The sequence below is a fragment of the Pseudomonas sp. S3(2024) genome (genome assembly GCF_036861315.1).
Lineage (GTDB): Bacteria > Pseudomonadota > Gammaproteobacteria > Pseudomonadales > Pseudomonadaceae > Aquipseudomonas > Aquipseudomonas putida_A.
Window position 1 is genome coordinate 76,471 of record NZ_JAZAQQ010000001.1, and the last position, 26,683, is coordinate 103,153.

At 61.2% G+C, this 26,683-nt stretch carries 19 protein-coding genes; all 19 read right to left on the reverse strand.

Annotated features, from left to right (window positions below):
- Positions 1–222 precede the first annotated feature (222 nt).
- Complete coding sequence (pseI, locus tag VLA07_RS00400; RefSeq protein WP_333988219.1) at positions 223–1,275, reverse strand: pseudaminic acid synthase; 1,053 nt, start codon at positions 1,273–1,275, stop codon at positions 223–225.
- Positions 1,268–2,773 (reverse strand): UDP-2,4-diacetamido-2,4,6-trideoxy-beta-L-altropyranose hydrolase, encoded by a 1,506-nt coding sequence (gene pseG, locus VLA07_RS00405; RefSeq protein WP_333988221.1) that lies wholly within the window; start codon positions 2,771–2,773, stop codon positions 1,268–1,270. Before pseG ends, pseI begins: the two co-directional genes overlap by 8 nt.
- Positions 2,770–3,465 carry a pseudaminic acid cytidylyltransferase gene (gene pseF / locus VLA07_RS00410; RefSeq protein WP_333988222.1) on the reverse strand — a complete coding sequence of 232 codons (696 nt, stop codon included), beginning with the start codon at positions 3,463–3,465 and terminating at the stop codon, positions 2,770–2,772. The genes pseG and pseF overlap by 4 nt, the downstream gene beginning before the upstream one ends.
- Positions 3,462–4,082 (reverse strand): pseudaminic acid biosynthesis-associated methylase, encoded by a 621-nt coding sequence (locus VLA07_RS00415; protein ID WP_247267717.1) that lies wholly within the window; start codon positions 4,080–4,082, stop codon positions 3,462–3,464. Before VLA07_RS00415 ends, pseF begins: the two co-directional genes overlap by 4 nt.
- A 31-nt stretch (positions 4,083–4,113) precedes the next feature.
- Entirely contained in the window at positions 4,114–5,271 is a 1,158-nt protein-coding gene (gene pseC / locus VLA07_RS00420; protein WP_333988224.1) for a UDP-4-amino-4,6-dideoxy-N-acetyl-beta-L-altrosamine transaminase, read from the reverse strand.
- Complete coding sequence (gene pseB, locus VLA07_RS00425) at positions 5,268–6,269, reverse strand: UDP-N-acetylglucosamine 4,6-dehydratase (inverting) (protein WP_047292505.1); 1,002 nt, start codon at positions 6,267–6,269, stop codon at positions 5,268–5,270. Before pseB ends, pseC begins: the two co-directional genes overlap by 4 nt.
- 30 nt (positions 6,270–6,299) lie before the next feature.
- Positions 6,300–9,215 carry a TIGR00180 family glycosyltransferase gene (locus VLA07_RS00430; protein ID WP_333988226.1) on the reverse strand — a complete coding sequence of 972 codons (2,916 nt, stop codon included), beginning with the start codon at positions 9,213–9,215 and terminating at the stop codon, positions 6,300–6,302.
- Positions 9,216–9,270: 55 nt separating this feature from the next.
- A complete protein-coding gene (locus VLA07_RS00435) occupies positions 9,271–10,008 on the reverse strand; it encodes a cephalosporin hydroxylase family protein (RefSeq protein WP_027614220.1) in 738 nt (245 codons plus the stop codon).
- A 17-nt stretch (positions 10,009–10,025) separates the two neighbouring features.
- Positions 10,026–11,096: a class I SAM-dependent methyltransferase gene (locus tag VLA07_RS00440; protein WP_134785732.1), complete on the reverse strand. Its 1,071-nt coding sequence runs from the start codon at positions 11,094–11,096 to the stop codon at positions 10,026–10,028.
- The gene (locus VLA07_RS00445) at positions 11,093–11,944 is read right to left on the reverse strand and encodes an NAD-dependent epimerase/dehydratase family protein (RefSeq protein ID WP_333988227.1); all 852 of its coding nucleotides are present in this window, start codon (positions 11,942–11,944) and stop codon (positions 11,093–11,095) included. Before VLA07_RS00445 ends, VLA07_RS00440 begins: the two co-directional genes overlap by 4 nt.
- On the reverse strand, positions 11,941–13,167 hold the full coding sequence (locus VLA07_RS00450) for a class I SAM-dependent methyltransferase (RefSeq protein WP_285375577.1): 1,227 nt from the start codon (positions 13,165–13,167) through the stop codon (positions 11,941–11,943). Before VLA07_RS00450 ends, VLA07_RS00445 begins: the two co-directional genes overlap by 4 nt.
- Entirely contained in the window at positions 13,164–13,724 is a 561-nt protein-coding gene (locus VLA07_RS00455; RefSeq protein ID WP_333988228.1) for a dTDP-4-dehydrorhamnose 3,5-epimerase family protein, read from the reverse strand. Before VLA07_RS00455 ends, VLA07_RS00450 begins: the two co-directional genes overlap by 4 nt.
- A complete protein-coding gene (gene rfbG / locus VLA07_RS00460) occupies positions 13,721–14,803 on the reverse strand; it encodes a CDP-glucose 4,6-dehydratase (RefSeq protein ID WP_225137957.1) in 1,083 nt (360 codons plus the stop codon). Before rfbG ends, VLA07_RS00455 begins: the two co-directional genes overlap by 4 nt.
- On the reverse strand, positions 14,785–15,558 hold the full coding sequence (gene rfbF / locus VLA07_RS00465) for a glucose-1-phosphate cytidylyltransferase (RefSeq protein ID WP_095139348.1): 774 nt from the start codon (positions 15,556–15,558) through the stop codon (positions 14,785–14,787). The genes rfbG and rfbF overlap by 19 nt, the downstream gene beginning before the upstream one ends.
- Before the next feature lie 255 nt (positions 15,559–15,813).
- Positions 15,814–17,820: a calcium-binding protein gene (locus tag VLA07_RS00470; RefSeq protein WP_333988230.1), complete on the reverse strand. Its 2,007-nt coding sequence runs from the start codon at positions 17,818–17,820 to the stop codon at positions 15,814–15,816.
- A 220-nt stretch (positions 17,821–18,040) separates the two neighbouring features.
- The gene (locus VLA07_RS00475) at positions 18,041–21,634 is read right to left on the reverse strand and encodes a glycosyltransferase (RefSeq protein ID WP_333988231.1); all 3,594 of its coding nucleotides are present in this window, start codon (positions 21,632–21,634) and stop codon (positions 18,041–18,043) included.
- 109 nt (positions 21,635–21,743) lie between these two features.
- Complete coding sequence (locus VLA07_RS00480) at positions 21,744–23,315, reverse strand: flagellar hook-associated protein 3 (RefSeq protein WP_103368129.1); 1,572 nt, start codon at positions 23,313–23,315, stop codon at positions 21,744–21,746.
- A gap of 13 nt (positions 23,316–23,328) precedes the next feature.
- Positions 23,329–25,374: a flagellar hook-associated protein FlgK gene (gene flgK / locus VLA07_RS00485; protein ID WP_115987967.1), complete on the reverse strand. Its 2,046-nt coding sequence runs from the start codon at positions 25,372–25,374 to the stop codon at positions 23,329–23,331.
- Positions 25,375–25,395: 21 nt separating this feature from the next.
- Positions 25,396–26,682, reverse strand: coding sequence for a flagellar assembly peptidoglycan hydrolase FlgJ (flgJ, locus tag VLA07_RS00490; RefSeq protein WP_098967804.1), 1,287 nt, complete (start codon positions 26,680–26,682; stop codon positions 25,396–25,398).
- Between the last annotated feature and the right edge of the window lies 1 nt (position 26,683).

The window sequence follows — 26,683 nt, forward strand, 5'->3', positions numbered from 1 at the left end:
CTTCCCAATAAAAAACAGCCCAAAACCACCGCTCGCAAGGATTCGAGGGGCGCCGACAAACAGAAAACGGCCGCCACAAAGGGCAGCCACGGGGAGCGCAAAGGGCTATCACTGGAACCGATTACACGGCCAGGCGCCATCTCCCCGGTCAATACAATACAGTGAAGATGCGCGTTATGACTCGCAGGTCACGCTATTTTGCCGAATCGGTGGCAGATCGGGTTATTCGACCAACGACCAGTCCAGCGGCGTGCCACGTTTGATCGCCTGACGAGCGCGGCGACCGAGGACGGCATCGGTGTGCTTGGGCGGCAGACCGAGACCTGGGCGAATGGCGCGCAGATTGTCCCCGGAAAAGGCTTCACCGGCCGCCATGTCGGCAGTGACGTACAGCGAACGGCGATAGACCAGCGACTTGCGCTCGGCCTCAGTGACGCCGTAATGCACTTGGCCCATGGCCTGCCAGGCGCGTTCGGTTTCCACCACCAGACTGGCCAGTTCCGCCGGTTCCAGCGAGAAACTGGCGTCGACCCCGCCCGCCGAACGGTCGAGGGTGAAGTGTTTCTCCACCACCGTCGCCCCGAGCGCCACAGCGGCCACGGACACGCCAACGCCCATGGAATGATCGGAAAGACCTACCTCGCAACCGAACAGTTCACGCAGATGCGGGATCGTGCGCACATTGCTGTTGAGCGGGGTTGCCGGGTAAGTGCTGGTGCATTTGAGCAGCACCAGATCCTTGCACCCTGCCTCGCGGGCGGCGCGCACGGTTTCGTCGAGCTCGGCGATGCTGGCCATGCCGGTGGAGATGATCAGCGGTTTGCCGGTCGCCGCCACGCGACGAATCAACGGCAGATCGGTGTTTTCGAAACTGGCGATCTTGTACGCCGGCACATTGAGGCTTTCGAGAAAGTCCACCGCCGTGTCATCGAACGGCGTCGAGAACGCGAGCATGCCCAACGCTTTGGCCCGGGCGAAAATCGGCGCGTGCCACTCCCACGGGGTGTGGGCCTTCTCATACAGGTCGTACAGCGAAGTACCCGCCCACAGGCTATTCGGGTCTTTGATGAAAAACTCGCCCTCGGCCAGATCCAGGGTCATGGTCTGCGCGGTGTACGTTTGCAACTTCAAGGCGTGCGCGCCAGCCTTGGCGGCGGCTTCGACAATCTGCAGGGCCACCTCCAGCGACTGGTTATGGTTGCCGCTCATCTCGGCAATGATGAACGGCGGCGCATCGGCACCGATCAGACGCTCGCCAATCTTGAAACTACTCATCGCGGTGATCCTTCAAAACCTTGGTGAACGCGCAGGCACTCTGGGTGAATCCGGCGTCACGAAACACATTCAAAGAGGGGCGATTGCCCGGCAGCACCTGAGCGGTGATAACGGTCATCTGCGGCCAGTGCTCGCGGACGAACGCCTCGCCTCGCGCCAGCAGCGCCCTGCCCCAGCCGAGACCGAGCCGTCCTTCCAGCAGATACAGCGACACTTCGGCTTCAAAGCCGCGCAAGTCATAACGCAAGACGCCGACCGCGCCGTCATCGGCCTCGGCAATCAACAGCAGACGCTGCGGGTTGCGCAGGCTCGCATTGAGCCAGTTCAGGTGCTGCGGCCATTCGATTGCAGCCGTGTCCAGTGACCAACGGCGTACAGCCTCGGCATTGCGCCCGTCGAACAGCAATTGCGAATCATCGAGGGTCGCCGGGCGCAGCTTGAGCACCTCACCGGCCAGCGCCGCCGCCACGCGCAACGCACCACGCCCATCGACCAGTTGCCGTGAACGCTCGGCCAGACTCTGGCGCAGATAGACATTGTCGACGACAAAACCGATGGCGTCGCGCAGTTGTTCGACGCTGACCTGCTCGCGGGCGCCCATGAACACATGCGCCCCCGCCGCTGCCATGACTTCGCCGTTGGCCTGCTGATTGTTCGATACCGCGATGCAGAGGGTCGGCAGGCCGAGGGCTGCACGCTCCCAACTGGTGCCGCCACCCGCGCCGATAAACAGATCGGCCGCGGTCATGCGTTGCTGGAAATCGCTGACGAAACTGTGCAGGCGCCAATGCGGCCGTGTTGCGGCCAGTGCCTGCATTTGCGCCCACGCAGGATTGTCTGCACCGGCGACGAAATCCACTTCCAGCTCTGCGAAATCCTGCAGCGCCAACATCGCGTGGTGGGTCTGCATCGCCGCATCGAAACCACCGAAATTCACCAGCACCCGGCGCGCCTTGGGCTTGATCGCAATGGCCGGACAGACGAACTCGTCGCGCAGCATGGCGTAGCGCGGGCCGAGTAAGGTGCGGCAGCCTTCGGGCAGCAGCGGCGCGTAGTTTGCGCTGAGACCGGACAGGTTCTGATTAAGCAGCAGATCGACGCTGTAACGGCGAGTGGCGAGATCGTCCACCGCCGCAATCCGTGGCGCCCAGCGACGGGCCGCGGTTTGCCAGTGATGATCGAGGCCGTAGTGGTCGGCGATGATCCAGTCGAATGCGGCGTGACCTGCCAGCAAGGCGTCCAGCGCCTCGATGTCTGCCTGCCACGGCAGCATCGATTCGATGGCTTGCTGCGGGTCTTCGTCAGGGTAGAAGTCCGGCAAGGCGAAGGTCTCGAAACCTTCGGCAGCCAAGGCATCGAGCCGATGCCCCGGTAACCGCCGGCAGGCAAAGGCAACATGACTGCCTTGCTTGCGCAGCACTCGCGCCAGCGTCAGACAACGGGCAATGTGGCCACTGCCGATGGTCGGCGAAGCGTCAGCGCGGATCAACACTCTCATTGCAGTTCTCCGCCGGCCTTGAGCGCGGCGTATAGGTATTCGGCGCGTTTCCAGTCTTGCAGTGTGTCGATGTCCTGTACCAGATGTCGCGGCAGAATGACCGGCAGACTCGCGGACGAATACAACACTTCACCGCGCAACCACGCCTCGCTGCGACCCCAGTAAAACTGGCCGGCGTCCTGAAAAGCGTCGGGCAGATCCTGCGAGCGGGTTTGGCGAAATTCCGGGTACAACGCGGTCAATGCGCCCTGCCCGTCCAGCGTCAGCGCCCGCTGCACGGGGAAACCAAAGCTGCACACGGAGAACGCAAAGGCTTTGTCCGGGTGCTGCTGCAGCAACTCGAATCCCTCGCGCAAAAAACGCGCCTGCAACAACGGCGCCGTGGCGTACACGCAGCAGGCGTAATCGAAGGCTGGCAGTTGCTGCAATGCATGCACGATCACCGCAGCGGTGCCGGTGAAATCATCCGCCAGTTCAGCCGGGCGCAGGAACGGCACTTGCGCGCCATGGGCCAGCGCCAGCTCGGCAATGTCGGCGTCATCGGTACTGACCACGACCTGTTCGAACAGGCCACTGTCGAGCGCCGTATGGATCGAGCGGACAATCATCGGCACGCCATCGAACGGCAACAGATTCTTGCGCGGGATGCGCTTGCTGCCGCCACGGGCCGGGATGATTGCGACGCTGTTCAAGGACGTTTTTCCAGCAGAAACCAGGTGATGTCATCCACCGGGAATTGTGGGTCACGGTGATAACCAAAGCCGTAATCGAGCAAGTGCAGATCGGCATAACGATCGAGCATTTCCCCGGCGAAATCGCGCTTGAACAGCTTGCCGCTGTTGCCACGATAGGACACTTCCACCGGTGCCGGATTGTAGTACTCGGCGATCAGGATGTAGCGCTGGCTCAACGCATACAACTGCGCATAGGCGGTCGGCAGCAGCTCCGGCGCCAGATGGATCAGCACGCCTTTGCTCAGGGTCAGGTCGTAACTGCGCTCGCGCGGAAAGTCGAACAGCGAGCCGTGCCAGATCTGCGCGATGCCCAGTGCCCGCGCCTGAGCACAGGCGTTTTCATTGATCTCGACGCCGAACAACTCACTTTGCGGCAGCAGTTGATGCAACGCCTGCAGGTTGTTGCCGGCATTGGTGCCCAGCTCAACCACACTGTCGATGCGCCCGGCGCGGCTCAGGGCCTTGGCGAACAACGCCAGGTTGGCCGCCACCAGCGGTTGTCCGACGTTGCGATCGACATACTGGTTGCCGAAATCGCCCTGCCAGAATTTTTCCTGCTCACTCAGATCACGCATTGCACAGTCTCATTCGCCGCCGCAGCGGGGTTTATTCGGTCAGCCGGCGCAATTGCTCAACCACATGATCCTGCTGCTCATCACTGAGCAACGGATACAGCGGCAGGCTGATCGCCTCGGCGTAATAACGCTCGGCTTCTGGGAAGTCGCCCTCGGCGAAACCCAGTTCGCGATAGTACGGCTGCAAATGCACCGGAATATAGTGCAGGTTCACGCCGATGCCGGCGGCACGCAAGCCTTCGAACACCTGACGGTGGGTCAGGCCGATGCGCTCGGTCTGCAGGCGCACCACGTACAGGTGCCACGCCGATTCCGCCTCCGGCTGCGCGCTGGGCAAGCTCAGTGGCAGGTAGGCCAACAAACGGTCGTAGCGCGCCGCCAGTTCGCGGCGACGGGCGATGAAGCTGTCCAGTTTGCCCAGTTGCGACAGACCCAGCGCCGCTTGCAAATCGGTGATCCGGTAATTGAAGCCCAGCTCGATCTGCTGGTAATACCACGGGCCGTGGCTGGGTTCGCTCATCTGCTGCGGATCGCGGGTCATGCCGTGGCTGCGCAAGCGTTGCAGGCGCTCGGCCAGTTGCGGGCGATTGGTCAGGACCATGCCGCCTTCAGCACTGGTGATGATCTTCACCGGGTGGAAACTGAACACGGTCATCGCCGCAAAGTCCCCGCAACCCACCGGACGCCCGGCGTAGCTGGCGCCCACCGCGTGCGAGGCGTCTTCGATCACCGTGAAGTTGTAGCGCTCGGCCAGTTCAGCAATCTTGCGCAGGTCACAGCTCTGCCCGGAGAACGCCACCGCCACCAACACTTTCGGCAGCGTGCCGTCCTGCTCGGCCTGATCGAGTTTCGCGGCGAGGGGGAAGGCATCGAGGTTCCAGGTCAGCGGATCGATGTCGACGAAATCCACGTCGGCGCCGCAATAGCGCCCGCAGTTGGCTGAAGCCAGAAAAGTGTTCGGCGTGGTCCACAAGCGATCACCCGGGCCAAGGCCGGCAGCGAGGCAAGCGATGTGCAGCGCCGCCGTGGCGTTGCACACCGCCACGGCGAAGTCGGCCTGGCAACGTTCGGCCATTGCCTGCTCGAAACGCTCGATAGTCGGGCCTTGAGTCAGCCAGTCCGATTGCAAAACCTCGACCACTGCATCGATGTCCGCCTGATCAACGCTCTGCCGACCGTAGGGAATCATGCCGACAACTTCGCGTGCAGCTCGGCGATCTGCCCGACCGAGAGGTAGTGCGGGTTGGTATCGGAGCGGTATTCGAAATCTTCACTCACCGGCCGGCCATGTTCGCCGAGCTTGTCGATGGAGAAATCGACATCGACGCTGGTGAAGCGGATCGACGGCTGAATGGTGTAGTGGTCTGCGAACTCCAGGGTCATCCGCGCATCGTCCAGCGGCACCATCAGTTCATGTAGTTTTTCCCCGGGACGAATACCGACGTTCTTGTGCGGCAGATGCTCGGCCATGCCCCGCGCCAGATCGACGATGCGAATCGACGGGATCTTCGGCACGAACACTTCGCCGCCGTGCATCCGCGCAAAGCTGTCGAGAACAAACTGCACGCCATGATCCAGAGTGATCCAGAAGCGGGTCATGCGCTCGTCGGTGATCGGCAACTCCTGCGCACCGTCGGCAATCAGCTTGCTGAAAAACGGTACGACCGAACCCCGCGAGCCCGCCACGTTGCCGTAGCGCACCACGGCAAAACGGGTCTGCTGCTCGCCGGCAATGTTGTTGGCGGCGACGAACAACTTGTCCGAGAGCAGCTTGGTCGCGCCGTACAGGTTGATCGGGCTGGCGGCCTTGTCGGTGGACAGCGCGACGACTTTCTTCACGCCATTGTCGATGGCGGCGGCGATGATGTTCTCCGCGCCATTGACGTTGGTGCGGATGCACTCGGTCGGGTTGTACTCCGCTGCCGGCACCTGCTTGAGCGCCGCCGCGTGCACCACGTAGTCGATGCCGCGCATGGCCTGCCGCAGACGATCGGCGTCGCGTACGTCACCGAGAAAGTAGCGCATGCACGGCGCGTTGAACGTCTGCTGCATTTCGTACTGCTTGAGCTCATCGCGGGAGAACACCACCACGCGCTTGGGCTGGTATTGCTCAAGCAGACGGGCAATGAATTTGCGCCCGAACGAGCCGGTGCCGCCGGAGATGAAGATCGATTTACCGTTGAACATGTGCTGATTCCTGTTCCTTGTCCGACGGACTCAAGCGAGTAACTGCGACCAGTCCAGCGACGCACTGTCGTTCAGACCATACCCTTTGCCGCTCAGGCTCAGGTTGGCGTTGTACGCCTGATCCTGAGCGAACGCGGCGGCCCATTTTTCCTGTAGCGCTGCCAGTGCCTGGGGTGCCTGGGCAATCGCGCCCTGATGCAGGACCTGCACCGACGGCGTCCATACCGTGAGGTAACCGGCCTGAGCGGCTTTCAGACACAGATCGACATCGTTGAAAGCGTCGCCGAATGTGCTGTCGTCCAGACCACCCAATGCTTCAAACAGTTCTTTGCGCACCATCAGGCACACGCTCGATACCGCCGAGCAGTTCTGCTCCACCGACAACCGGTACAGATAGCCGTCGGCATCATGTTTCTCACCGACGAACGCCGAACCCACCCCGCCATGCATACCAAGGATCAGCCCGGCCTGGCTGACTTTGCCGTCGCGATCGACCAGCTTCGGCCCAACCACGCCGATTTCCGGACGCAGGGCATGGTTGAGCAGCGAGTCCAGCCAGTTCGGGTTGACCACTTCCGCGTCGGCCGCAAGCAATACCAGGTATTCGCCCTGCGCCTGGCGGCTGGCGGCGTTGAGCAATGCCGGTACGCTCAGCGATTGATCGGCACGCAGCACCTGGACTTTCGGATGCTGGTACGTACCCAGCCAGTCATTGACCTGGGCCGATTGCGTGGCCGTGGTGGCGATCAGGATCTCGTAATGGTGATAACGGGTGCGCAGTTGCACCCCTTCGAGACAGCGTTGCAGGGCGGGCAGGTCATCGCCGGCCGGAATCACGATCGATACCAGAGGACGATCACTGTGGTGGTAATCGATCTGATAAATGCCCGGCACCGCCGAGGTGACCTTGGCCTTGTAGCCGCGATTGCCCAGGTGGCGCAACAGCGCCAGACGCTCATGCGCGTTTTCTTCCAGCGACGCGGCTTCGGTGATCAGCAGCGGCTCGTCGAGATGGGCCAGGCTGTTCAAACCGTGCTCTTCGATGATGCGCAGCAGCACGTCAAATTCCAGCGCCTTGTTGAAATCGACGCGGTAGCCGCCTATCTCGATCAAAGCGTCACGCCGCACCAGCCAGTGTCGCGCCATCAGGCCCGGCAGGCTCAAGAGCAGGTCAAGGTTGAAGCCGGGACGGAACACATCCATCAGCGCGCCCTTCTCCCCGCGCTGAATCTCGTCGGTGGAAACAGCACGGCAATCGCCTGCGGACATCAACTCCAGGCTGGCGCGCAACAAACCACTGGCGGTGAACTCGTCGCCCGCCTCGGCCAGCAGCACCCAGTCGCACGGCGACTGACGGGCACTCTGATTGAGTTTATCGACCAGGTTGGCCGGCGTAACCCGGACAAAGTGCAAAGTGTTCTGCGCCGTGGTGGCCGCCGGCGCTTCGCCGGTGGTGAACACGACAATTCTGAACGCCTTGCATTGGCCTTCGAGCAGGCTGTCGAGGCTGACCTGCAACTTGTCGATGTCATCGTCCAGATCCAGCAGGAAGATGCCGAACTGCGGGCCACCGCCGTTGACCGACAGGTGCTCGGCAATCGATGCCAACTGAGCACCATCGGCCTGACGCGAATCCAGCCACTTGAGCAGTCGGCCGGACTGCGTCTGGTCGAACACCTGATGATGGTCTTCCAGCGTCAACGCTTCGAGACGAGCATTCCAGTCGCGCATGTTCTGCGCTTCTTCGTCCTCGCCGGCCAGTTCCAGCTGTTGTGCCAGACGCTTGACCACGGTGCGGTTGAACGCATTGAGGTCGTGCGCCTGCCACAAGCGATCCAGAACACTTTCCGGGGTATCGTTGTTGCGCGCCTGCAGCAAGTGCGCCTGACGAGTCCACACACCCTCCAGGTCGCGCAGTTGAATGCGCCCGGCGGGCATGGCGTGCAGCATGAATTCGAACTGTTCCAGACGATCGAAAAATGGCTGGTTGTAAAACGGCATCTCGACGTATTGCAAAGGCCCGAACCGCCGATCAGGCCTCTTGAGCGACTGATTCCAGGTGGACTGAATAATCAGCTCCGCCGTCAGTGCCCGGCCGCTTTGCAGGCTGTCGACCATCGCCTCGAAGCTTTGCAGGGCAAAGGCCTTACCCTGTTGCGCGTCGAGATCCTTGATGCCGGTCGGCAGCGACGCGAGGAATTCAGCGAACGCTTCTCGCTCGGCGACCGATTTGGCGTCGACGTAAGTCAACGAGTGATACACCTCGGTGCTGTGCTCGGAATTGCCGTAGTTGATCTCGCGCACCACATAGGGCATCGGCAGAATCCGCGCCTTGGCACTCGCCAGCAGGAAGTACACGTGGCCGATTTCCTGCCACTGGAAATTGGTCCCCGGCGGCAATGCCGAGTGCCAGGTTTTCATCAGGTCAGTACGGGTCACCGCATAAAACGGCGGGATGTACTGACTCATGTAGTCGATAACCCGATCCTGAGCCCGCTCGGACGCATAATCTTCCTGGACTTTCTTGTCGCGACGGTAATAGCTCACACCACCGGACAGCGTAAGGTACATCAGGCAATAACCGTGGCACATGCCGTAGTCCTGATTCGCCTGCAGGAAACCGACGGACTCGGCCAGCGAATCGTGCAGGATGAAATCGTCGTCAGCCGCCAGCACCATGTACCGCGTGGTCAGTCGCTCTACACCGTACGCCAGTTTGGCCTGCATGCCCCAGTAGGCGAATTGCGGCACGTGATGATAATCGACGGCGGAAAAATCCCCCTCCGGCCGCTCGGGTGTGGAGTCCAGCACCATGATCCGGCAGGGCAAGCTGCTGTAATACTTCACCGCCCGACGCAGGAACGCCGGCCGATTGTGAGTAATCAGCACCACGGTCAACAGCTCGTTGAGCGGTAGCGCCAGTTCAGAACTGTACTTGCCTTGCATAACTTCTCTCCACAACCGGCGACTCGCCGAGATAACGCTTTGGTGATGGTGCGAATTAACGAACGCGACGCAGATAGCCGTCCGGCGCCACGGTGATCAGCAGCTTGTTCTGCAACTGCTGGTCGATCTCGAAGTCCTGGTTCTCTTCCAGGTACTTCCACACCGCGGTTTTCGGATTGTCGCCCGGGCCCCATGGACGATCCGGGAAGAAATCGGCCGGCATGTCTTCGACCACGGTGTCCATCACCACGCAGTAGCTGTCGACCGAGACCAGCGGCGCATACAGGCGCAGCTCTTCGAGCACGTGGTCGTGGGTGTGGTTGGAGTCGAGGACCAGAATGACCTTCTTGCCTTTGGCCGCCGCCTGCACCTGAGCAGCGATGGCCGGGTCGATGCTCGAACCTTCGATCATCTTGATGCGCTTGGCCATCGGGTGGCTTTCGATCGCTTCACGGTTGTGCGGGCGGATGTCGAGGTCGATGCCCAGCACTTCGCCGTGACCTTGCAGTTCCAGCAGGGAGGCGTAGTAGATGATCGAACCGCCGTGGGCGATGCCGCACTCGATGACCAGATCCGGCTTGACCTGCCAGATGATCTCCTGCATTGCCATCATGTCCTGCGGCAGCTGGATGATCGGGCGGCCCATCCACGAGAAGTGGTAGCTGTACTTGTGTTTGGCCGATTCGTTGAAGAAATCACGGGCCAGGCCAGTGAGTTTCTGGTCGTCACCCTGCTGGGCGATCTGCTCGCGGCATTCGGCTTCGAAGGCTTGGTTGATGCTGTTGTCGGTCATGTTCAAAGTCTCAATGGTCACTGGAACGAAGCGCTGTCGACGGCGTGATAGACGTAGCGTCCACCGGTCATCCGCTTGATTTCTTCGAGGTAATTGGAATTCATCACAAACAGGTGGGCGCCTTCGGGCAGCGCATCCATCGCCTCTTGCGGCGAGGACACCCGCGCGCCGCTCAGCGGCAGATAACGCCCCTGTTTGGCGGGGTTGATATCCACCACGCGATCCACCGCGACACCGGCGCGCTGCAGGAACAGCGAATAGATCACGCCTTTGGACGATGCGCCCCAGATCGCCGAACCCTGCTCGGGTGCGGACTGAATGATCTGCACTGCGCGCTCAAGGCTGGCGGTGAAACCGTCCGGCAGCGTCAGGCGTGGCACCGGTTGCTGCGGGGTCAGGCGCAACGTCGAAAGGTCGGCGACGATGTACAGGTACTGGCCGCCAAACAGGTGGCCGGCCTCGTGCACGGTGCCGAACATCCGGCGCAGGTCATCGAGGCGGAAATAATTGACGTGCTCGTAGAACAGATCGAACCAGGCCTTGTGCTCGAGGATCCAGTCGAAGCAAGGCACCTCGATGTAGATCTGCCCGCCCTGATTGGCTTCGGCGATCACCGCCAGAAAGCTCACCGGGTCTTCGATGTGTTCCAGCACATGGCGCAGGACAATGGCGTCAGCTGCCAGGCCAAGACCACGGGTGAACGGCGCCTTGATCACGTCGGCGTTCTCGCCTTCGTAGGCCGGATCGATCCCGGTGATCGAATAACCGAGGCCCTTGAGCAACTCAAGGAAGTAACCCTTGCCGCAGCCGACTTCGATCAGCTCCTGGCCCTTGAAGTGTTTGGCGATGATGCCTTCGACGTCGCTCAGGTGCTTCTGGAACTGGCCCGAATGGGCCTGTTCGTTCTGATAGTCGGCGTCATAGCTGAGCTTGTCGGCATCGAACGCGGCGTTGAAGATCAGGCCACTGCGCTCATCCTGCACCAGCAGCATGTCGGCGCTGGCCGACGCCTTTGCCGACTCCGGGTCGGCAAAGGTGCGGTTCTGCAATACCGGCAGGTCGGTGACCCGATACAACTCGTGCCTCATTGCGGCTCTCCCAGTAGCTGTTGCAAACGCTCGGTCACGGCCCAGAACGCCATCGGTTCGTGGGTCGGATAAGGGTAATGGCCGAGGTTCAGATTCAGTGCCGCACCGCGCTCGCGCAGCCGTTGTTCAACCAGTGCGCGCACCGATACCGGCTGGCCGCTGGCGCAATTGATCACGCCGTTGAAATCGCGCTGATGGACGATCGTGGCGAGGTAATCGGCGGCGCTGGCGATCGGCAAAAAGTCGCGCAGCTGCTCGCCGCCAGACATGTTGAACGACGCCTCGCTGGCATCGATCGCCCGGTCCAGCGCCGCCAGCAGACTGTTGGGGTTCTGCCCTTCGCCATGCAGGTAGAACAGACGCGCCCACTGCAAGGTGAACGGTTTTTCCTGCTGCAGATTTTGCAAAAACAGATTCAGCGTGTGTTTGGCCAGACCGTAAGGATTGCTCGGCTGCGGCTCGACGCTTTCGCTGAGCGGGCCGCTTTGCATGCCGTACTCGAAGCAGGTGCCAGTCACCAGCACTTGCGCCACACCCGCCTCGACCGCGCCTTTGATAAAGCGGTAATCGGCCATCAGGTTGTGCTCGAAATGAAACAGCGCCCGATAGTTCGGCAACCCCGGCCAGGCCAGGTGCGCGAGGACGTCAATACCGTCGGTGAGCGCCGCAATGTCCAGATCCGCCGCGTGAATATCCGCCGCGACGAATTCGACGTGGTTGATCCACGGCATGCTCGCCGCAGTCTCGACATTACGCGCCACCGCACGTACCGCGCAGCCACGGGCGAGCAACGCCGCGACCAGATGCCGGCCGACGAAGCCCGTGGCCCCGGTGACCAGGACGTTCACAGGACTTTCATCTCAGGCACGGCGATCACGAAGCGCCCGTCCCACTGACGCACCTGCGCCAGTTGCTGACTGACTTCGTGCAGCAGGTTCCACGGCAGTACCAGCACGTAGTCCGGTTTTTCGATGTCGATCTGCGCCGGCGCAACAATCGGAATACGACTGCCCGGCAAAAACTTGCCCTGCTTGTGCGGGTTGGCATCGGCCACCCACGCCAGCAGATCCGGTTTGACCCCGGCGTAGTTGAGCAAGGTGTTGCCCTTGGCCGCCGCGCCGTAACCGACCACCCGCTTGCCGTCGGCCTTGGCCTGCAACAGAAAGCGCAGCAGTTCATGCTTGATGCGTTCGGCAGCCGGCGCGAGGGTCGCGTAGTACTCAGGGGTTTTCACCCCGGCATCCAGCTCGGCCTGCAACTGTTGCTGCACCGCCGGCTGCACAGCACGACGCTCTCCGTCCTGGCGCTGCACGAACACCCGCAGCGAACCGCCGTGGGTGCTCAACTGACTGACGTCGAACACTTCCAGACCATTGCGCTCGCACAGAGTCTGCACCGCGGTCAGCGACAGGTAGGAATAGTGCTCGTGGTACAGGGTGTCGAACTGTGCGCCAGCCATCAGCGTCAGCAGTTGCGGAAACTCAAAAGTGGCGACGCCGGTCGGCTTGAGCAGCGTGGCGAAACCACCGAGGAAATCATTGATGTCCGGCACATGCGCGAGCACGTTGTTGGCGGCCATCAGGTCGGCGCCCCAGCCTTCGCCTTTCAACTGTGCTGCACTGTCGCGACCGAAGAACACTTCACGAATCTGCAGACCCTTTTCCCGCGCCGCTTGCGCGGTGCTGCGGGTCGGCTCGACACCCAGACACGGAATACCGCGAGCAGCGACGTACTGCAGCAGGTAACCGTCGTTGGCGGCGACTTCGACCACACGGCTGTCGGCGCTCAGGTCAAAGCGCTCGACCATCTCGGCGACATAGCGCTCGGCGTGGGCCAGCCAGGTGCTGGAGAACGAACTGAAATAGGCGTACTCGGCATCGAACAGGCTGTCGGCGCGGGTGTAATCCTCGGTCTGCACCAGCCAGCACTGCTGGCACACGGCGACCTTGAGCGGCACCCACTGTTCGGCCTGCTCCAGGCGCTCGGCATGCACGTAGGCGTTGGACGGTGGCGAGGTGCCGAGGTCAATCAGCGGCAGGCTCAGCGGTGCGGCGCACCCACGGCAGTTCATAGACGCACTCCGGCAAAGTGTTGATCGAGCGCAGGATGGCTGGCATCACGCGCTGACAAATTATTGACAGGCAACGGCCAGGCAATCGCCAGCCGTGGATCGTTCACCGACAAGCCGCCTTCGTGCTCCGGCGCGTAATCGGCGCTGTGCAGGTACAGCAGTTCGGCGTCATCGGTCAGGGTCTGGAAACCGTGGGCGAACCCGGCCGGAATCAACAGGCTGCGACCATCGCCAGCCTTGAGGTGCTCGGCGTGCCAGTGCAGAAAGGTCTCGGAATCCGGACGCAGATCCACCGCCACGTCCCACACTTCACCGCGCAGGCAAGTGATCAGCTTGGCTTCCGGCGCATTGGCATTCTGGTAATGCAGACCGCGCACGCTGCCCTTTTCACGGGTGCAGGAATGGTTGATCTGGCGGATGTGAAATTCGCTGCCGAACGCACTCAGGCTGCCTTCGCAGAACAGCCGGGCGAAATGCCCGCGCTGATCTTCGAAGCGTCTGTGCTGGACGCTGAACAGCCCGGCCAGCGGCAACGCCTTCAAGGAGAATTCGCTCACAGCGCGCCTCGGTACAGGTTCAACTGGCCGAGAGTGACGTTGCGCATGTCATCGCCGTTCTGCCACGCCAGATGCCAATCGAGGGTCTGGGTCAGGCATTGCTGCAAGGTCCAGCGTGGCTGCCAGCCGAGTACCTGACGGGCGCGGCTACTGTCGAGGCGCAACAGGCCAGCCTCGTGCAGTTCGCTTTTTTCGATGCGCAGACCACGTGCCTGTGGCCAGCGACTGGCGAGCAGTTCGACCACTTCGCCGACGCTGCACATGTCCGCCTCGCCCGGACCGAAGTTCCACGCCCCGGCGTATTCCGGGCCTTGTTCGTAGAGGCCGGCAGCCAGTTGCAGGTAACCGGCCAGCGGCTCCAGCGCGTGTTGCCACGGGCGCACGGCTTGCGGGTAACGCAGGGTCACCGGCTCGTCGGCAGTCCAGGCTTTGAGCACGTCGGGAATCAGTCGCTCCGGGGCGAAGTCACCGCCACCCAGGACGTTGCCGGCGCGCGCGGTGGCCAAGGCCAGACCGTGTTCAGCGTACTTGTCGGCCGGGAAAAACGACGCCGCATAAGACTGCGCCAACAGTTCGCAGCAAGCCTTGCTGCTGCTGTAGGGATCGTGGCCGCCGAGGGCTTCGTCCTCGCGGTACGGCCACAGCCATTCCTTGTTGGCGTAGACCTTGTCGGTGGTCACCAGCACGCAGGCGCGCACGCAACCGACCTGACGGATCGCTTCGAGCAGGTTCAGCGTGCCCATGACGTTGCTGGAGTAAGTGCCCAGCGGATCGCGATAGCCTTCACGCACAAGCGGTTGCGCGGCCAGGTGCAGGACGATCTCCGGCTCGGTGTCGGCGATGATCTCCAGCAACGCGCCGAGATCACGCAGATCGCCACGTTGATCGTTGATCCCTTCGTGAACCCGCGCCAGTTCATACAGGCTCGGTTCGGTCGACGGATCCAGCGAAAAACCGCTGACTTGCGCGCCGAGGCTTTGCAGCCACAGGCTCAGCCAGCTGCCTTTGAAACCGGTGTGACCGGTGACCAGTACGCGCTTGCCGCGCCAGAAATCCGCACTCAGGCCCATTGCTTCCATGGGGCCTCCCCGCTCTGCCACAGCGCTTCGAGGTGGTTCTTGTCGCGCAGGGTGTCCATCGGATGCCAGAAGCCTTCGTGCTCGAAGGCGTTCAGCTGTTCATCCTCTGCCAGACGCGCCAGCGGCTCGGCCTCCCAGGTGGTTTCATCGCCAGCGATGTAGGACAGGACTTTGGGCGACAGCACGAAAAAGCCGCCGTTGATCCAGCCACCGTCGCCACGCGGTTTTTCGGTGAAACCCAGCACCTGATCGCCCTGGCGCTCAAGGGCACCGTAACGTCCCGGCGGCTGCACCGCGGTGACGGTGGCCAGGCGACCGTGGGCTTTGTGGTAATCGACGAGTTGAGCAATGTTGATGTCGGAAACGCCGTCGCCGTAGGTGAAGCAGAACGCCTCTTCATCTTTGAGGTAACGGCCGGCACGCAGCAGACGGCCACCGGTCATGGTTTCCTCGCCGGTGTCGATCAGGGTGACGCTCCACGGCTCGCTGTAGTTCTGGTGCACGTCCATGCGGTTGTTGCGCATGTCGAACGTGACGTCGGAGGTGTGCAGGAAGTAGTTGGCGAAGAAGTCTTTGATCGCATAGCCCTTGTAGCCCAGGCAAATCACGAAGTCGTGGATTCCGTGAGCGGAATACTGCTTCATGATGTGCCAGAGAATTGGCTTGCCGCCGATCTCGATCATGGGTTTGGGCTTGAGGTGCGACTCTTCACTGATGCGCGTGCCGAGGCCACCCGCCAAAATAACTGCCTTCATCGTCTCCCCTCTCGTTCGTCACCGGGCTGCGCATGGCTTTGTTGAGCGATGCGGGCCGTCTGGCTAACCCTTTTGCCGCCTGCGGCGCCGCTGCGATGACCGCGAGCGCTCGTTTTATGGCGATTTGAGGGGGACTTGCAGGAAACGCGCCAGCTCCGCGAGCGCTGCGTCGGCGGGAATTCAAGGCATGAAAAAGGGATGAGTCCGTTGCCGGAATCATCCCCTTCATCAAGCGACTTCAATGAATCGGACGGATCAGCCAAACATCGCGAATCCATCGATCGTGGCCGGCAGGTCGTAGGACTGGCCGTCAGCGGTCTGCAGATGTTCGATGTTGTTGTACCCGGCGTACCAGCCCTGCAGCTTCACGCCGTTGTCGGGAACGCCGGCGCTGCCGTCGTTGGCACCATGCAGATAGGCGTCGTCACCGATGCGGGTGACGTTCAACTGGCTGATATTGGCGATGGTGTTCAGGATCAGGGTGTCATTGATATCCCAGCCCTCGTCCTGAATCGATACCAACCCAGTGGTGTTCACGATATAGGTATCGTCACCCATACCGCCCAATGCGATGCCGCCAGTGCCCGACTGCCCCGTGAGATTGAGGTTCAGCACGTCGTTGCCACTGCCACCTGACAACAGATAACTGTTGCCGGTGCCGGTGAGCACGTCAAAACCGTCATTACCAAAGGCACTGCCGTTGTGGACCGTGATGGTGTCACTGCCTTGTCCACCGTCCGCCACAGTGCCCAGGTCATTCGCAGCACTAACGATGACGTCATCGCCGTTGCCGCCGAATAATTTGTCAGCCTGCGCCGCGTCGCCGTCGAGACCGGACTTCAGCCCGCCATAGAGATGATCGTTGCCATCGTTGCCGTTCAGGGTATCGTCACCACTGCTGCCTTCCAGAATCGTATCTTCCCTGTTGGCACCCAGCTCATCGTTAAAATGGCTGCCACGCAAGCCTTCGACATCGTAATGCGTGTCACCGTCAGCCGTGCCGTTCTGGCCGATTCTCCACAGCGTGGCCACCACACCCGTGTCGCTGTCCTCATAGCTGACGATGTCCGTTCCCGCGCCGCCCACGAAGACATCCCGTCCGGCGCCACCGTAGAACAGGTCATCGCCGCTGCCGCCGAAGATGTAGTTGTCGGAATCATTGCCATAACCGGTGAAATCGGCTGTACCGGTGTAGGTCATTTTCTCGATGAACGGGTCCATCTTCATGACCGACAGGCTGGTGTACAGCTCGTCAAACCCCATGCCTGAGTCTGTCTCGACGATGGTCACACCCTCGCTGTTGATCGTGTAGACGTCGCTGCCCCAGCCACCTTCGAAGGTCACGCCGCCCGAGTTGGCAGTGAAGTGATCGTCCAGGTTAGTCCCGACAACCTTTTCCACATTGATCAAGGTGTCGCCCTCGGCGTAGTCGCCGGAACCGAAGCCCTTGCCATCACGAAACTCGATGCTGACCGCGTCGTTGGAACGGCTGTAATCGACGGCGTCAAAGCCATCGGCACCGTCCATGACCATTGCGCTTGCGTCGGCGAAGATCACATCGTTGAAATTCGAACCCTGCACGGCCTCGATGCTCGAGTAGGTATCGCCGAATGCAATACCAGTGGCGCCCCACATGCTCGAGAGCTCGATACTGACGCCTTCAAGGCTGTCGGTGTAGCTGACGGTATCGAATCCTTCACCGCCAACAAACCGGTCGCCACCGTCACCACCCCACAGCCAGTCATTACCGGCGCCGGCAATGATCACGTTGTGCTCGGCATTGCCGTAGCCCTTGAAGTCGCCGGTTCCGGTGAAGGTCATTTTGTCGAGGAACGGGTCCATCTTCTGGATGTTAACGCTGGTGCGCAACTCGTCGTAGCCGCCGCGCTCGTCTTCGATGATCGTCACGCCCTCACTGCCGATGATGTAAACGTCATCCCCGCCGCTGCCTTCCAGCGTGACGCCGGAAACCGAACTGGCAAGGGTGTCATCAAGGAAGCTGCCGACCACTTTTTCGATGGCAACCAGCGTGTCAATGGAACCATCTGCCTTCGTGACGCTGGCAAGCCCTTGGCGGATATCGACGCTGACGCCCGAAGACATGATTCGATAATCCACGGAATCAAAACCCTCGCCACCATCCAGCAGATCGGCTCCGGCAGTCCCCCAGATCTGATCATCCGATTCCAGCCCGAAGAGCTCGTCATTGCCTTCACTGCCGCTCATGACATCGGCTTCACTCGTCCCATAAATCACTGCCATTTGCTTCTTCCTTGCATTGTTGTTGAATCCGGAAACCTGCCTCCCGGTAACAAGCCGATCACGCCAGCAGCAACCGTCCGAGGTCAGCGAATAGAGAAGTATCGACAGGAAAAGCGCTATGCTTGAGGCTCTGCGGTAAAAAAGTGTCGATACTGATACAAACAGGATATTGAAGACGCAAAAAAGGCGACTCGAAAGTCGCCTTTTTCAGCAGTGCCGGTCAATCCGCCAGCCAGCCGTTTTCCCAATAGCGCAGGTTGTCGCCCCGCAGTACGTAGTCGCGCAATACGATTTCTCGCAGTTCATCGCCCATGCGATAGCTCGCATCGGGATCGGCCAGGTGCATGCGGATCGCCTGCAGCCATTCATCGGTGCTGTTGGTCTTGACCCGGGTGCACGGCAGGTAGCCGCGATAGGCCTCGGTATCGGTGCAGATCACCGGGTAACCGCAGGCGCCGTACTCCAGCAGACGCAGGTTGCTCTTGCAGTCGTTGAAGATGTGGAATTCCAGTGGCGCCAGCGCCAGATCGAGATTCAGGCTTGCCAGTTTGGCCGGGTACACTTCCAACGGGATTACCCCGTGGAATTCATGCATGTACGGACGCAGATCATCCGGGCACATGCCGAAGAACACCCAGTCGACTTCATTGGCCAGCTCACGCACAACATCGGCGATCACCGCCAGGTCGCCGTGGTGACTGGTCCCACCGCCCCAGCCGACTCGTGGTTTTTTCGAAGTGCGGCGCTGGCTGCGCAAGTCAGTCCACAAGTTGCGTGCGAGCATGTTGGGGACGACGCGAATGTCGTGGTGCATGTCCGACAACGCATTGGCCAGTGGCTGGGTCGATACCACCACCCGATCACACAGGCTGATCGCACTGCGCACCATCCGCTCCATTTCCTGTTTATTGGGCATGTTGCGAATATGCGCATTGCGATGAGGAACGTCGATCACATAGTCATCAAGCTCAAAGATGCGCCGGGCATGACTGAATTTCTTCAGTGGCGGAATCTCATCAATGGCACCCTGCGAATAACGCCCCTGCAGCACAATCACGTCCGGGGACTGACGCTCGATATCAATGATCGACGGCAGTCCATAGCAAATCCGCCCTTCAGCGCGGTTGGCCGCTTCCAGTTCGATCAGCGGCTGGCTCATGCGGTAGTGACCGATGGCCGAGGCGTTGATCGGCACGGCAAGCACGTTCGGCAACTGCGCCCGGGAAAATGCACTCCAGCCGGTGCGCAGGCCCGGTTCCAGGCTGAAGCTCGTCGCACCGACACCCTGCAAAGACAAATTGATGTTGAAGGCCGGATCACGGGCAATGCGCGGCAACCAGCGCTGGTAGAAGGTTTCCTGCTCCTGAAGCTGCAATTGCTCCTCTTCTGCCGTCGCCTGGACACTGGGGCGTGCGCCCAGCGCCAGCAAGGCATAAGGGGTCCACACCACCAGGTATCCTTCCTGACCGATCCGCAGGCACAGATCCACGACATTCAGCGCCTGTTTCAGCGCTTGCTCATCGAGACCGGCGACAGACTCGTAAACCGCCTTGCGCACCATCAGGCAATCGCCACCGACGGCACTCAGGTCATGGACCGCTTGCAGCCGGAACATGTAACCATCCGACTGCAACGACTGACCATAGAACGGCAAACCCACTGCACCTTGCAGACCAAGAATCAGACCCGCGTGCAGCACGCACCCATCAGGATTGAACAGCTTGGCGCCGACCACGCCGACTTCCGGACGCTGCGCATGATTGAGCAGTTCGTCGAGCCAGTCGGCCTGGGTGATTACCGCAAACGAATTGAGCAGCAGCACGTATTCACCACGCGCCTGCCCTACCGCAAAATTATGCAGCGCCGCCGCGTTGCCCTGCTGCGGGTAGTTCAGGACACGAATCCGCTCGCCGCCCAGCTCTGCCATACCGTCCAGCCAGGCCCGCGCTTCGGTGCTTTCGCTGCCGTTGTCGACCAGCAACAACTCGTACTCGGAGTAAGCGGTCTTCTCCAACAGCGTCTCGACGCAGCGCTGCAAGGCAGCCGTCTGGTCCTTGGTCGCAATAATGATCGACACCAGCGGACGCCGGGCATGGCGATAGTCGACACGATTGAGCAACCCGGAACTGCCACGGCGGATTTCGTGGGCAATCCCCAGGCGCTGCAGATGGGCCTCGAGTACACGCGGATTCTGCTCGATGACCGCCGGAGCGGCGAGCCAGGCGGACAGATCGAAGGGCGATTGCACCAGAACTTCGGCGACATGCCCGACCACCTGCGTACCGTCACTCTCGACCATGCGCCACAGCACGTCGTGGGGGGCCAGTTCGGCGAACGTCGCCGCGAATCCGCCCAGCGCCAGAAAGCGTTCGCGCTTGAACGCCAGCGCGCGCCCGACGTACGGGTAACTGCGCAGCAGGTCGAGGTTGAAATCCGGTTTGAACGCAGGCTCCGCCGATTCGCCGTTGCGCAGGCTGCCTTCATCGCTGTACAGACACGTCAGCGCCGGAGAATGGGCGATGCGCTCGGCCATGATCAACAACGCCGGCACCACCGGACGATCGCCGGCCTGCAACAGGTAGAACCAGTCGGCCCCTTCCAGTTGCGGTAACAATGCATTGATCTGCTCCAGTCCGTCGTCCTGCAACGGCATGCGGAACACCCGACCATCGAGCTCGGCCTCGGAACAGGCAGCGGACAGCACCAGAATCAACTCCGGCAGATAATCCTGTGCGGCAAGCGCCTCCAGCGTGCGCTCGACACCGTCGCGACTGCCGTCGCGATCGATGACGATCGGGACGATGCGCGGCTGATGCGACCAGCCAGCCAGGGTCTCCGGCAGCAACTTGCGCTGCCCCTCGGTGAGCACCCGGCACTCCAGCCATTGCGCATAAAGCTCGGCAAAACTCCAGCTGTCGATGCCGACACACCACTCCTGGCGACTTTGTTTGGTACCCAGGGTGCGGCTCAGAGGCAGCTCTTCCCAGACCCGGGGTGTCTCATCAGCCTTGGTCAGCGGAATGTAACGAACCCAACCCGGCGCAGGCGCAGATTCGCCGCTGCGCGCCTTGAGCATTTGCAGAATCCACTCGCGCTCGACTTCAACCGCATCTTTCATCGACTGCTGGGCGCTCAGGCGCTCCGGGTACAGTCGCTCGGCACTGAGTACATTGTTGGACACCGCCACGTTGCCGCGCCGCATCAGACAGACGAACAGCGCGAAATCCAGGGTTGCCACAAAGCAGTGGCCTTCCTGGGTCAACGCCGGCAGCAACTCGACAAGATCTTCCCGGCGAAACAGCGCATTGGTGAACCCACCCAGCACATTGACCGGAAACTTTTCAAAGATGCCCAGCAGGTCGTCGCCCTTGAACAAGCCACTGAGCGGAGACAGCGAAGTGTTTTCCAGACGCGCTGGAAGAATGATGTCGTCAGCGTCCCAGAACAGACGCTGAGCCAGCACCAGCCGGACTTCCTCACGCACCATTTCCTGCGCTTGCTGTTCAACACAGGCGGCGTATAGATGGTCGTCGTCGCACAGAAATTTGACCAATTGGCCCTGCGCCTGTTCCAGGCAGGCCTTGAGATTGCCGACCATGCCCAGGGTGCGCGGATTGCGCACGTAACGCACGGCGACGCCGGACTGCTCGACTACCGCCGCAACGATGGCTTCAATCTCGCTGCCGCGGCTGTCGTCGCAAACGATGATTTCGAGTTGGCCATAAGTCTGGCTCACCGCACTGTTCAAGGTCCGCTCGAAGAAGCGCGGATTGAAGGCGGGAATGACCAGACTGACGAGAGGAAGTGGATTCACGGCGGGCTCACAGGCGGTACGAGCCCGCTCGGTAAAGCGAGCCCATGAAACCGCAAAAAAACATTAACTGAAGGACGAGACAAACGGGCGCCTGCGCGCCCGTCCAATGTCAGATCTTGTTGAACAGACCCAACTGACTGATCTTGCTGAACGCCAGTTGCGAGGCTTGCAGCATGGTCTGCTGCAACGTCAGGCGGGTCATCACCTCGGCCGGATCCGAATCACGGATCGAACCCTGGGTCGTGGTGTTGGCCTGGATCAGGCTCTGGTTGGTGGTGTCCTGGTCATCCAGCGACTGACCGCGCGCACCGATCGAGGTCACCGCAGCGCCAATCTGGTTGGAGGCGCTGTCGATGTTGCCCAGCGCCGACTCCATGGCCCCCTGGAATTTCTGCTTGGCTACCGGATCACCATCGACCGGCATGTTCAGCGCCGTGACCATCTGGCCCAGGGTGTCGAGCACGTTCTGGGTCTGGTGGTTGTTGGACTGGATCGAGAATTGATCGCCCGCGCCCGGCGTACCGCCAATGGCGAAGGTCACACCGGCGGCCGTGGCGTTGCTGCCGACCATGGTGCCCGACGACACCGGTTTGCTGTCAGCGGTCACAGGCGCCGCGTACAGGTCGAAATCGGTGGCGCTGGTGAACTTCAGCACCGCGCCGCCGCCCGACGGGAAGGCCGCGCTGTACGCCGCCTGGTTGGTCACGCTGGAGCCGGTGATGACCGCAGTCGACGGGTTGCCCGGGCTGCGCGCAGTGGTGAACGAATCAGGCGTGGCCGACAGCTGGAAGCTGTGACCGGCGATGACCGCGTCCGGGTTGGTGTCGCCGGCCTTGAGGTTGATGTTCAACTTCATGTCGACGCCACGGAAGCTGACGGTCTGGTTGGCACCATTGCTGTTGCTGATCAGGCCGTTCTGGCTGGCCTCGGACGTCACGTCGTTGCCCAGGGCATCGGTGATTTTCAACTGCGTGCTGCTGATGAAATCCACGGTGTATGGCTGGCCCGCCGTGAACTTGGCGTTGTAGGTCGCTGCGGTGCCGACCGTACCGTTGGACAGCACCACACGACCGTCATCCACCGCCGGAGCGGTCATGGTGGTCTGGGTGCGGCTGGTGTTGATGGTCTGCTGGAAGGCGTCCCAACCGGTGGTATTGGTCGCGACCGACATACCGTCGCCAATGCCCAGGTTGATCTGGGTCTGGTCACCGTTATAGGTGTAGGTGCCGTCGACGTTTTGCGAGTACGGCGCGGTATCGGTCTTGGAACCGGAGAACAGGTAGTTGCCGTTGGCATCCTTGGAGTTCATCAGGCCCAGCACTTGTTGCTGGATCTGGCTCAGTTCCGCCGCGTACGCCTTGCGGTTGTCGTCGGTGGCGATACCGTTGTTGGCGGCCAGGCCGATTTCCTTGGCGCGCTGCAGAGCCGTGGTGATGGAGTTCAACGTCGACTCCTGCACGGTCAGCGAACTCTTGGTGGTGTCGATGTTGCCCTGATACTGGTCGAGCATCGCACTTTGCTGACCCAGCTTGAGCAGGCGACCGGCGCCGATCGGATCGTCGGCAGCGGTGTTGATGCGCTGCAGGCTGCTCGCTTCGTTGGCGGTCGCGACCGTCTTGCTGTAGTTGCGCTGATATTGAGCAGCTTGCGTCGCGTAATACTGGGCGGTGGAAATGCGCATGAATTACGACTCCTTAAAGACTGTTGATCAGCGTGGCGAAGGTTTCCTGCGCAGCTTTGATGATCTGCGAAGACGCTGTGTAGTACTGCTGATACTTGACCAGGTTGCCGGTCTCTTCATCGAGGTTGACCTGGGACAGCGAATCACGCGCGCCCTTGGCCTGATCGAGGATCACCGAGGTGGCTTCATTGTCGGACTTGCTCTGCGCAGCCTTGGTACCAACGTTGGTCACCAGTTTGTTATAGGCGTCGGTCAGGCTGATGCCCTTGCTGCCGCTGCCGGTGTCCACGGTCTGCTTGGTCTGCAGGCCAACCAGTGTCTGTGCGTTGCGGTTGTCCGAAGACGCCGCGCCGGTCAGGTTGATGGTGAAGGTTTCGCCGGACTTCGGCGTCGCGCCCACGGTGGTCTGTACGGTGAAGGTCTTCTGCACGTTCGGCGTGACCGTGGTGTCCATCACCGGAGCACCGGTGGAGTCGACCATGCCGACCTTGAGGTTCAAGGTGTTGGCCTGCCCCGGCACGATGGTGCCCGAACCGATGGTGTTGCCCTTGGCGTCGACCATGTTGTACGACTGGCTGCCGCTGGCGACCGCACCGAACACCAGTTTGACCGGCGTCGAATATTTGAGCGCATTCTGCAACTCGGTCTGCGACGCCGGGTTGTAGATGTCGAACGAATCAGTCAGCGTCGGCTGGGTGTAGGTACCGGAATTGTTCGCACTGGCCACGCCGGTCAGCGGTGCTGCCGCAGCGATTTTCTTCGGATCGGTCAGCACGGTCTGAATAGTGCTTGCCGCGTTACGGGTCGGGGTCACCTTGAAGGTGTCGCCAGCGCTCAGGGCGCCGCCGTTGAGCGCCAGGGTGAAGCCATCGATCACTGGCGGTGGCGTGGTCGTGGTGCTGAACGAGCCCATGTCGGTGCCATCGGAGCGCTTGACCGAATAGTTGGTGGCGCTGGTGAAGGTCACCTGATAATCGCTGGTGGTCAGCTTGCCGGTGTCCTTGATGGTGACATCGAGGTTGCCCGAGCCGGCGCTATTGGTCGACTGCGCAATGCTGCGCTGACTGACCAGTGCGGCACTGTTGATGTTGTTGAAGATCGCGGCGCCGAAGTCACCGTTCTTGTCGATACCCTGGGCTTGTTGGCTGTTGACCTGATCGGCCACTACCAGCGCGACACGCCCCAACTCATTGAGCGAAGGGTCGAGCACTTCTTTGCGATAGGTCAGCAGGCCACCGATTTCGCCACCGCTCATGGCCGACGTGATGTCGATCACGCTTGAGCCGCGGTCCAGCTGAATGGCCATGCGCGTCGGATCGTCCTTGCTCGGCACGGTGCTCAGGGTGTTGGTGGTGTTGCCGATCACCAGCGGCTGGCCGGTGCCGATGTACACGTCAAAACTGGTGCCACGTTCGACAACCTGCGCCCCGGTCAGCTCGGAGAGCTGGCGCACCGCTTCGTTACGACTGTCGAGCAAATCGTTCGGCTGGCCGCCGCTGGTGGAAATCTCGCCGATCTTCTGGTTCAGGTTGGCAATCGAAGTCGCCAGCTTGTTGACCTGGGACGTCATGTCGCCCAGGTTGCCATTGATCGTGGTGTTCTGATCGTTCAGCTGTTTGGCCAGCGCATTGAAACGGCTGGTCAGGGCCTGCGCACCGGTCAGCACCGACTGACGGGAGGTGTCATCAGTGGCCGAGGTCGCCACGCCCTGCATCGAGGTAAAGAACTTTTGCAGCACACCGGTCAGGCCGGTGTTGGTATCGGACATCGAGGCATCCAGCGCAGTGGCCTGGGCACCGTACGCAGCCGCTTCGCTATTGAGCGAGGTGGCGGTATGCAGCTGGTTTTCGAGGTAAGAGTTGTAGACCCGGCGCACATCGGCCAGGGTCGTCCCCGTACCGATGAAGACGTTGCCGAACTGCTGCGATGACTTGGTGCTCTGCACGGTTTGCTGGCGTGAATACCCGGCGGTGTCGACGTTGGCAATGTTGTTACCTGTGGTCGCGAGAGAGGAAGAACTCGCGGACAACCCCGACATCCCGATATTGAGCAAACTCATGATTCAAACCTTACCGTGTGTTTATAGAGGCGTTGTTGAAACGCCGGCCGCAGCGTAGTTTTCGAAACTGTTCATCTGCTTGGCTATCTGCGAAATCTTCGTCGCGTAGTTCGGGTCGGTCGCGTAACCGGCCTTTTGCAACTCGCGTACAAACTGTTCTGGGTTATCGGCCGACTTCACCACATCTTGATAGCGATTGTTGGTCTGCAGCAAAGTCACCAGATCGTGGAAACTGTCCTTGTACGAGGCATAGGAACGGAACTGCGCCGTCTCCTTGACCATCTGCCCGTTGCGGAACTCGCTGGTGATTGCCCGGGCCGAATCGCCGGTCCAGTTGCTGCTGGCCTTGATGCCGAACAGGTTGTGACTGCTGCTGCCATCCTGGGCACGCATGACCGATTTGCCCCAGCCGGTTTCCAGTGCGGCTTGCGCCACCAGATAACGCGGATCGACGCCAATACGCGCGGCGGCTTCTTTGGCCATTGGCAACATGGTGTTGACGAATTCGTCGGCGGAGCTGAAAGCGCGCTTGGCCGGCGCCAGCGGAATCTGCGCCATCGCCCGACCGTAAATCTGCATCTGCCCGCCGGACGCCTTGGCGTCTTCGGCACGGCTCAGCCAGTCGCCGTTGTACAGCGGGCCGGCGCCGGTGGCGGCCGTGGTCACGGCACGTTGTGGCAAGGCATTGGTGGCGGTCGGCGTGGCGGACGGCACCAGACCGGCGAGCAAACGATCGGCCAGTTTCGGCGGCAATGCCAGACGACGCTTGTTGATCATTGCCATGTCATTGCTGTGCGAGGCTTCGGTAGTAGCCACACGCCCGGAACGCGAGGCCCACAACGGACGCTCGCCATTGAGCCGCGATAACGGCCCATTGGTGGCGGTGGTGCCGGCGGCAATCGGGGTCTGCACCGCAGCGGCTTTCGCCGCTTCCTGCTTGGCGGCGGACGCGGCTGCAGCCTCACCCGGTGCCAGCGGTTTATTCCTCGACATCTGCTTCATCAGCACGTCGGCCAGACCGATACCACCGCCCTCGCGGGACAGCGACACCGCCAGTTGCTGGTCGTACATTTCCTGATATTGCTTGGCCGCCGGCGTGTTCATCGGGTTGTCTTTACCCAACGCCTCAGTGGCCGAACGCATCGACTTGAGCATTTCGCCAAGGAACAGCGATTCGAATTCCTGCGCCACTTTGCGCATGTTCGCATCACTGTTCTTGTCGCCGACCTTGAGCTGGTTCAGACGATTGAGGTCGGAGTACGAACCCGAATCGCCAGTGCCCACCAGACTGCCTTTGCGCATATCCATG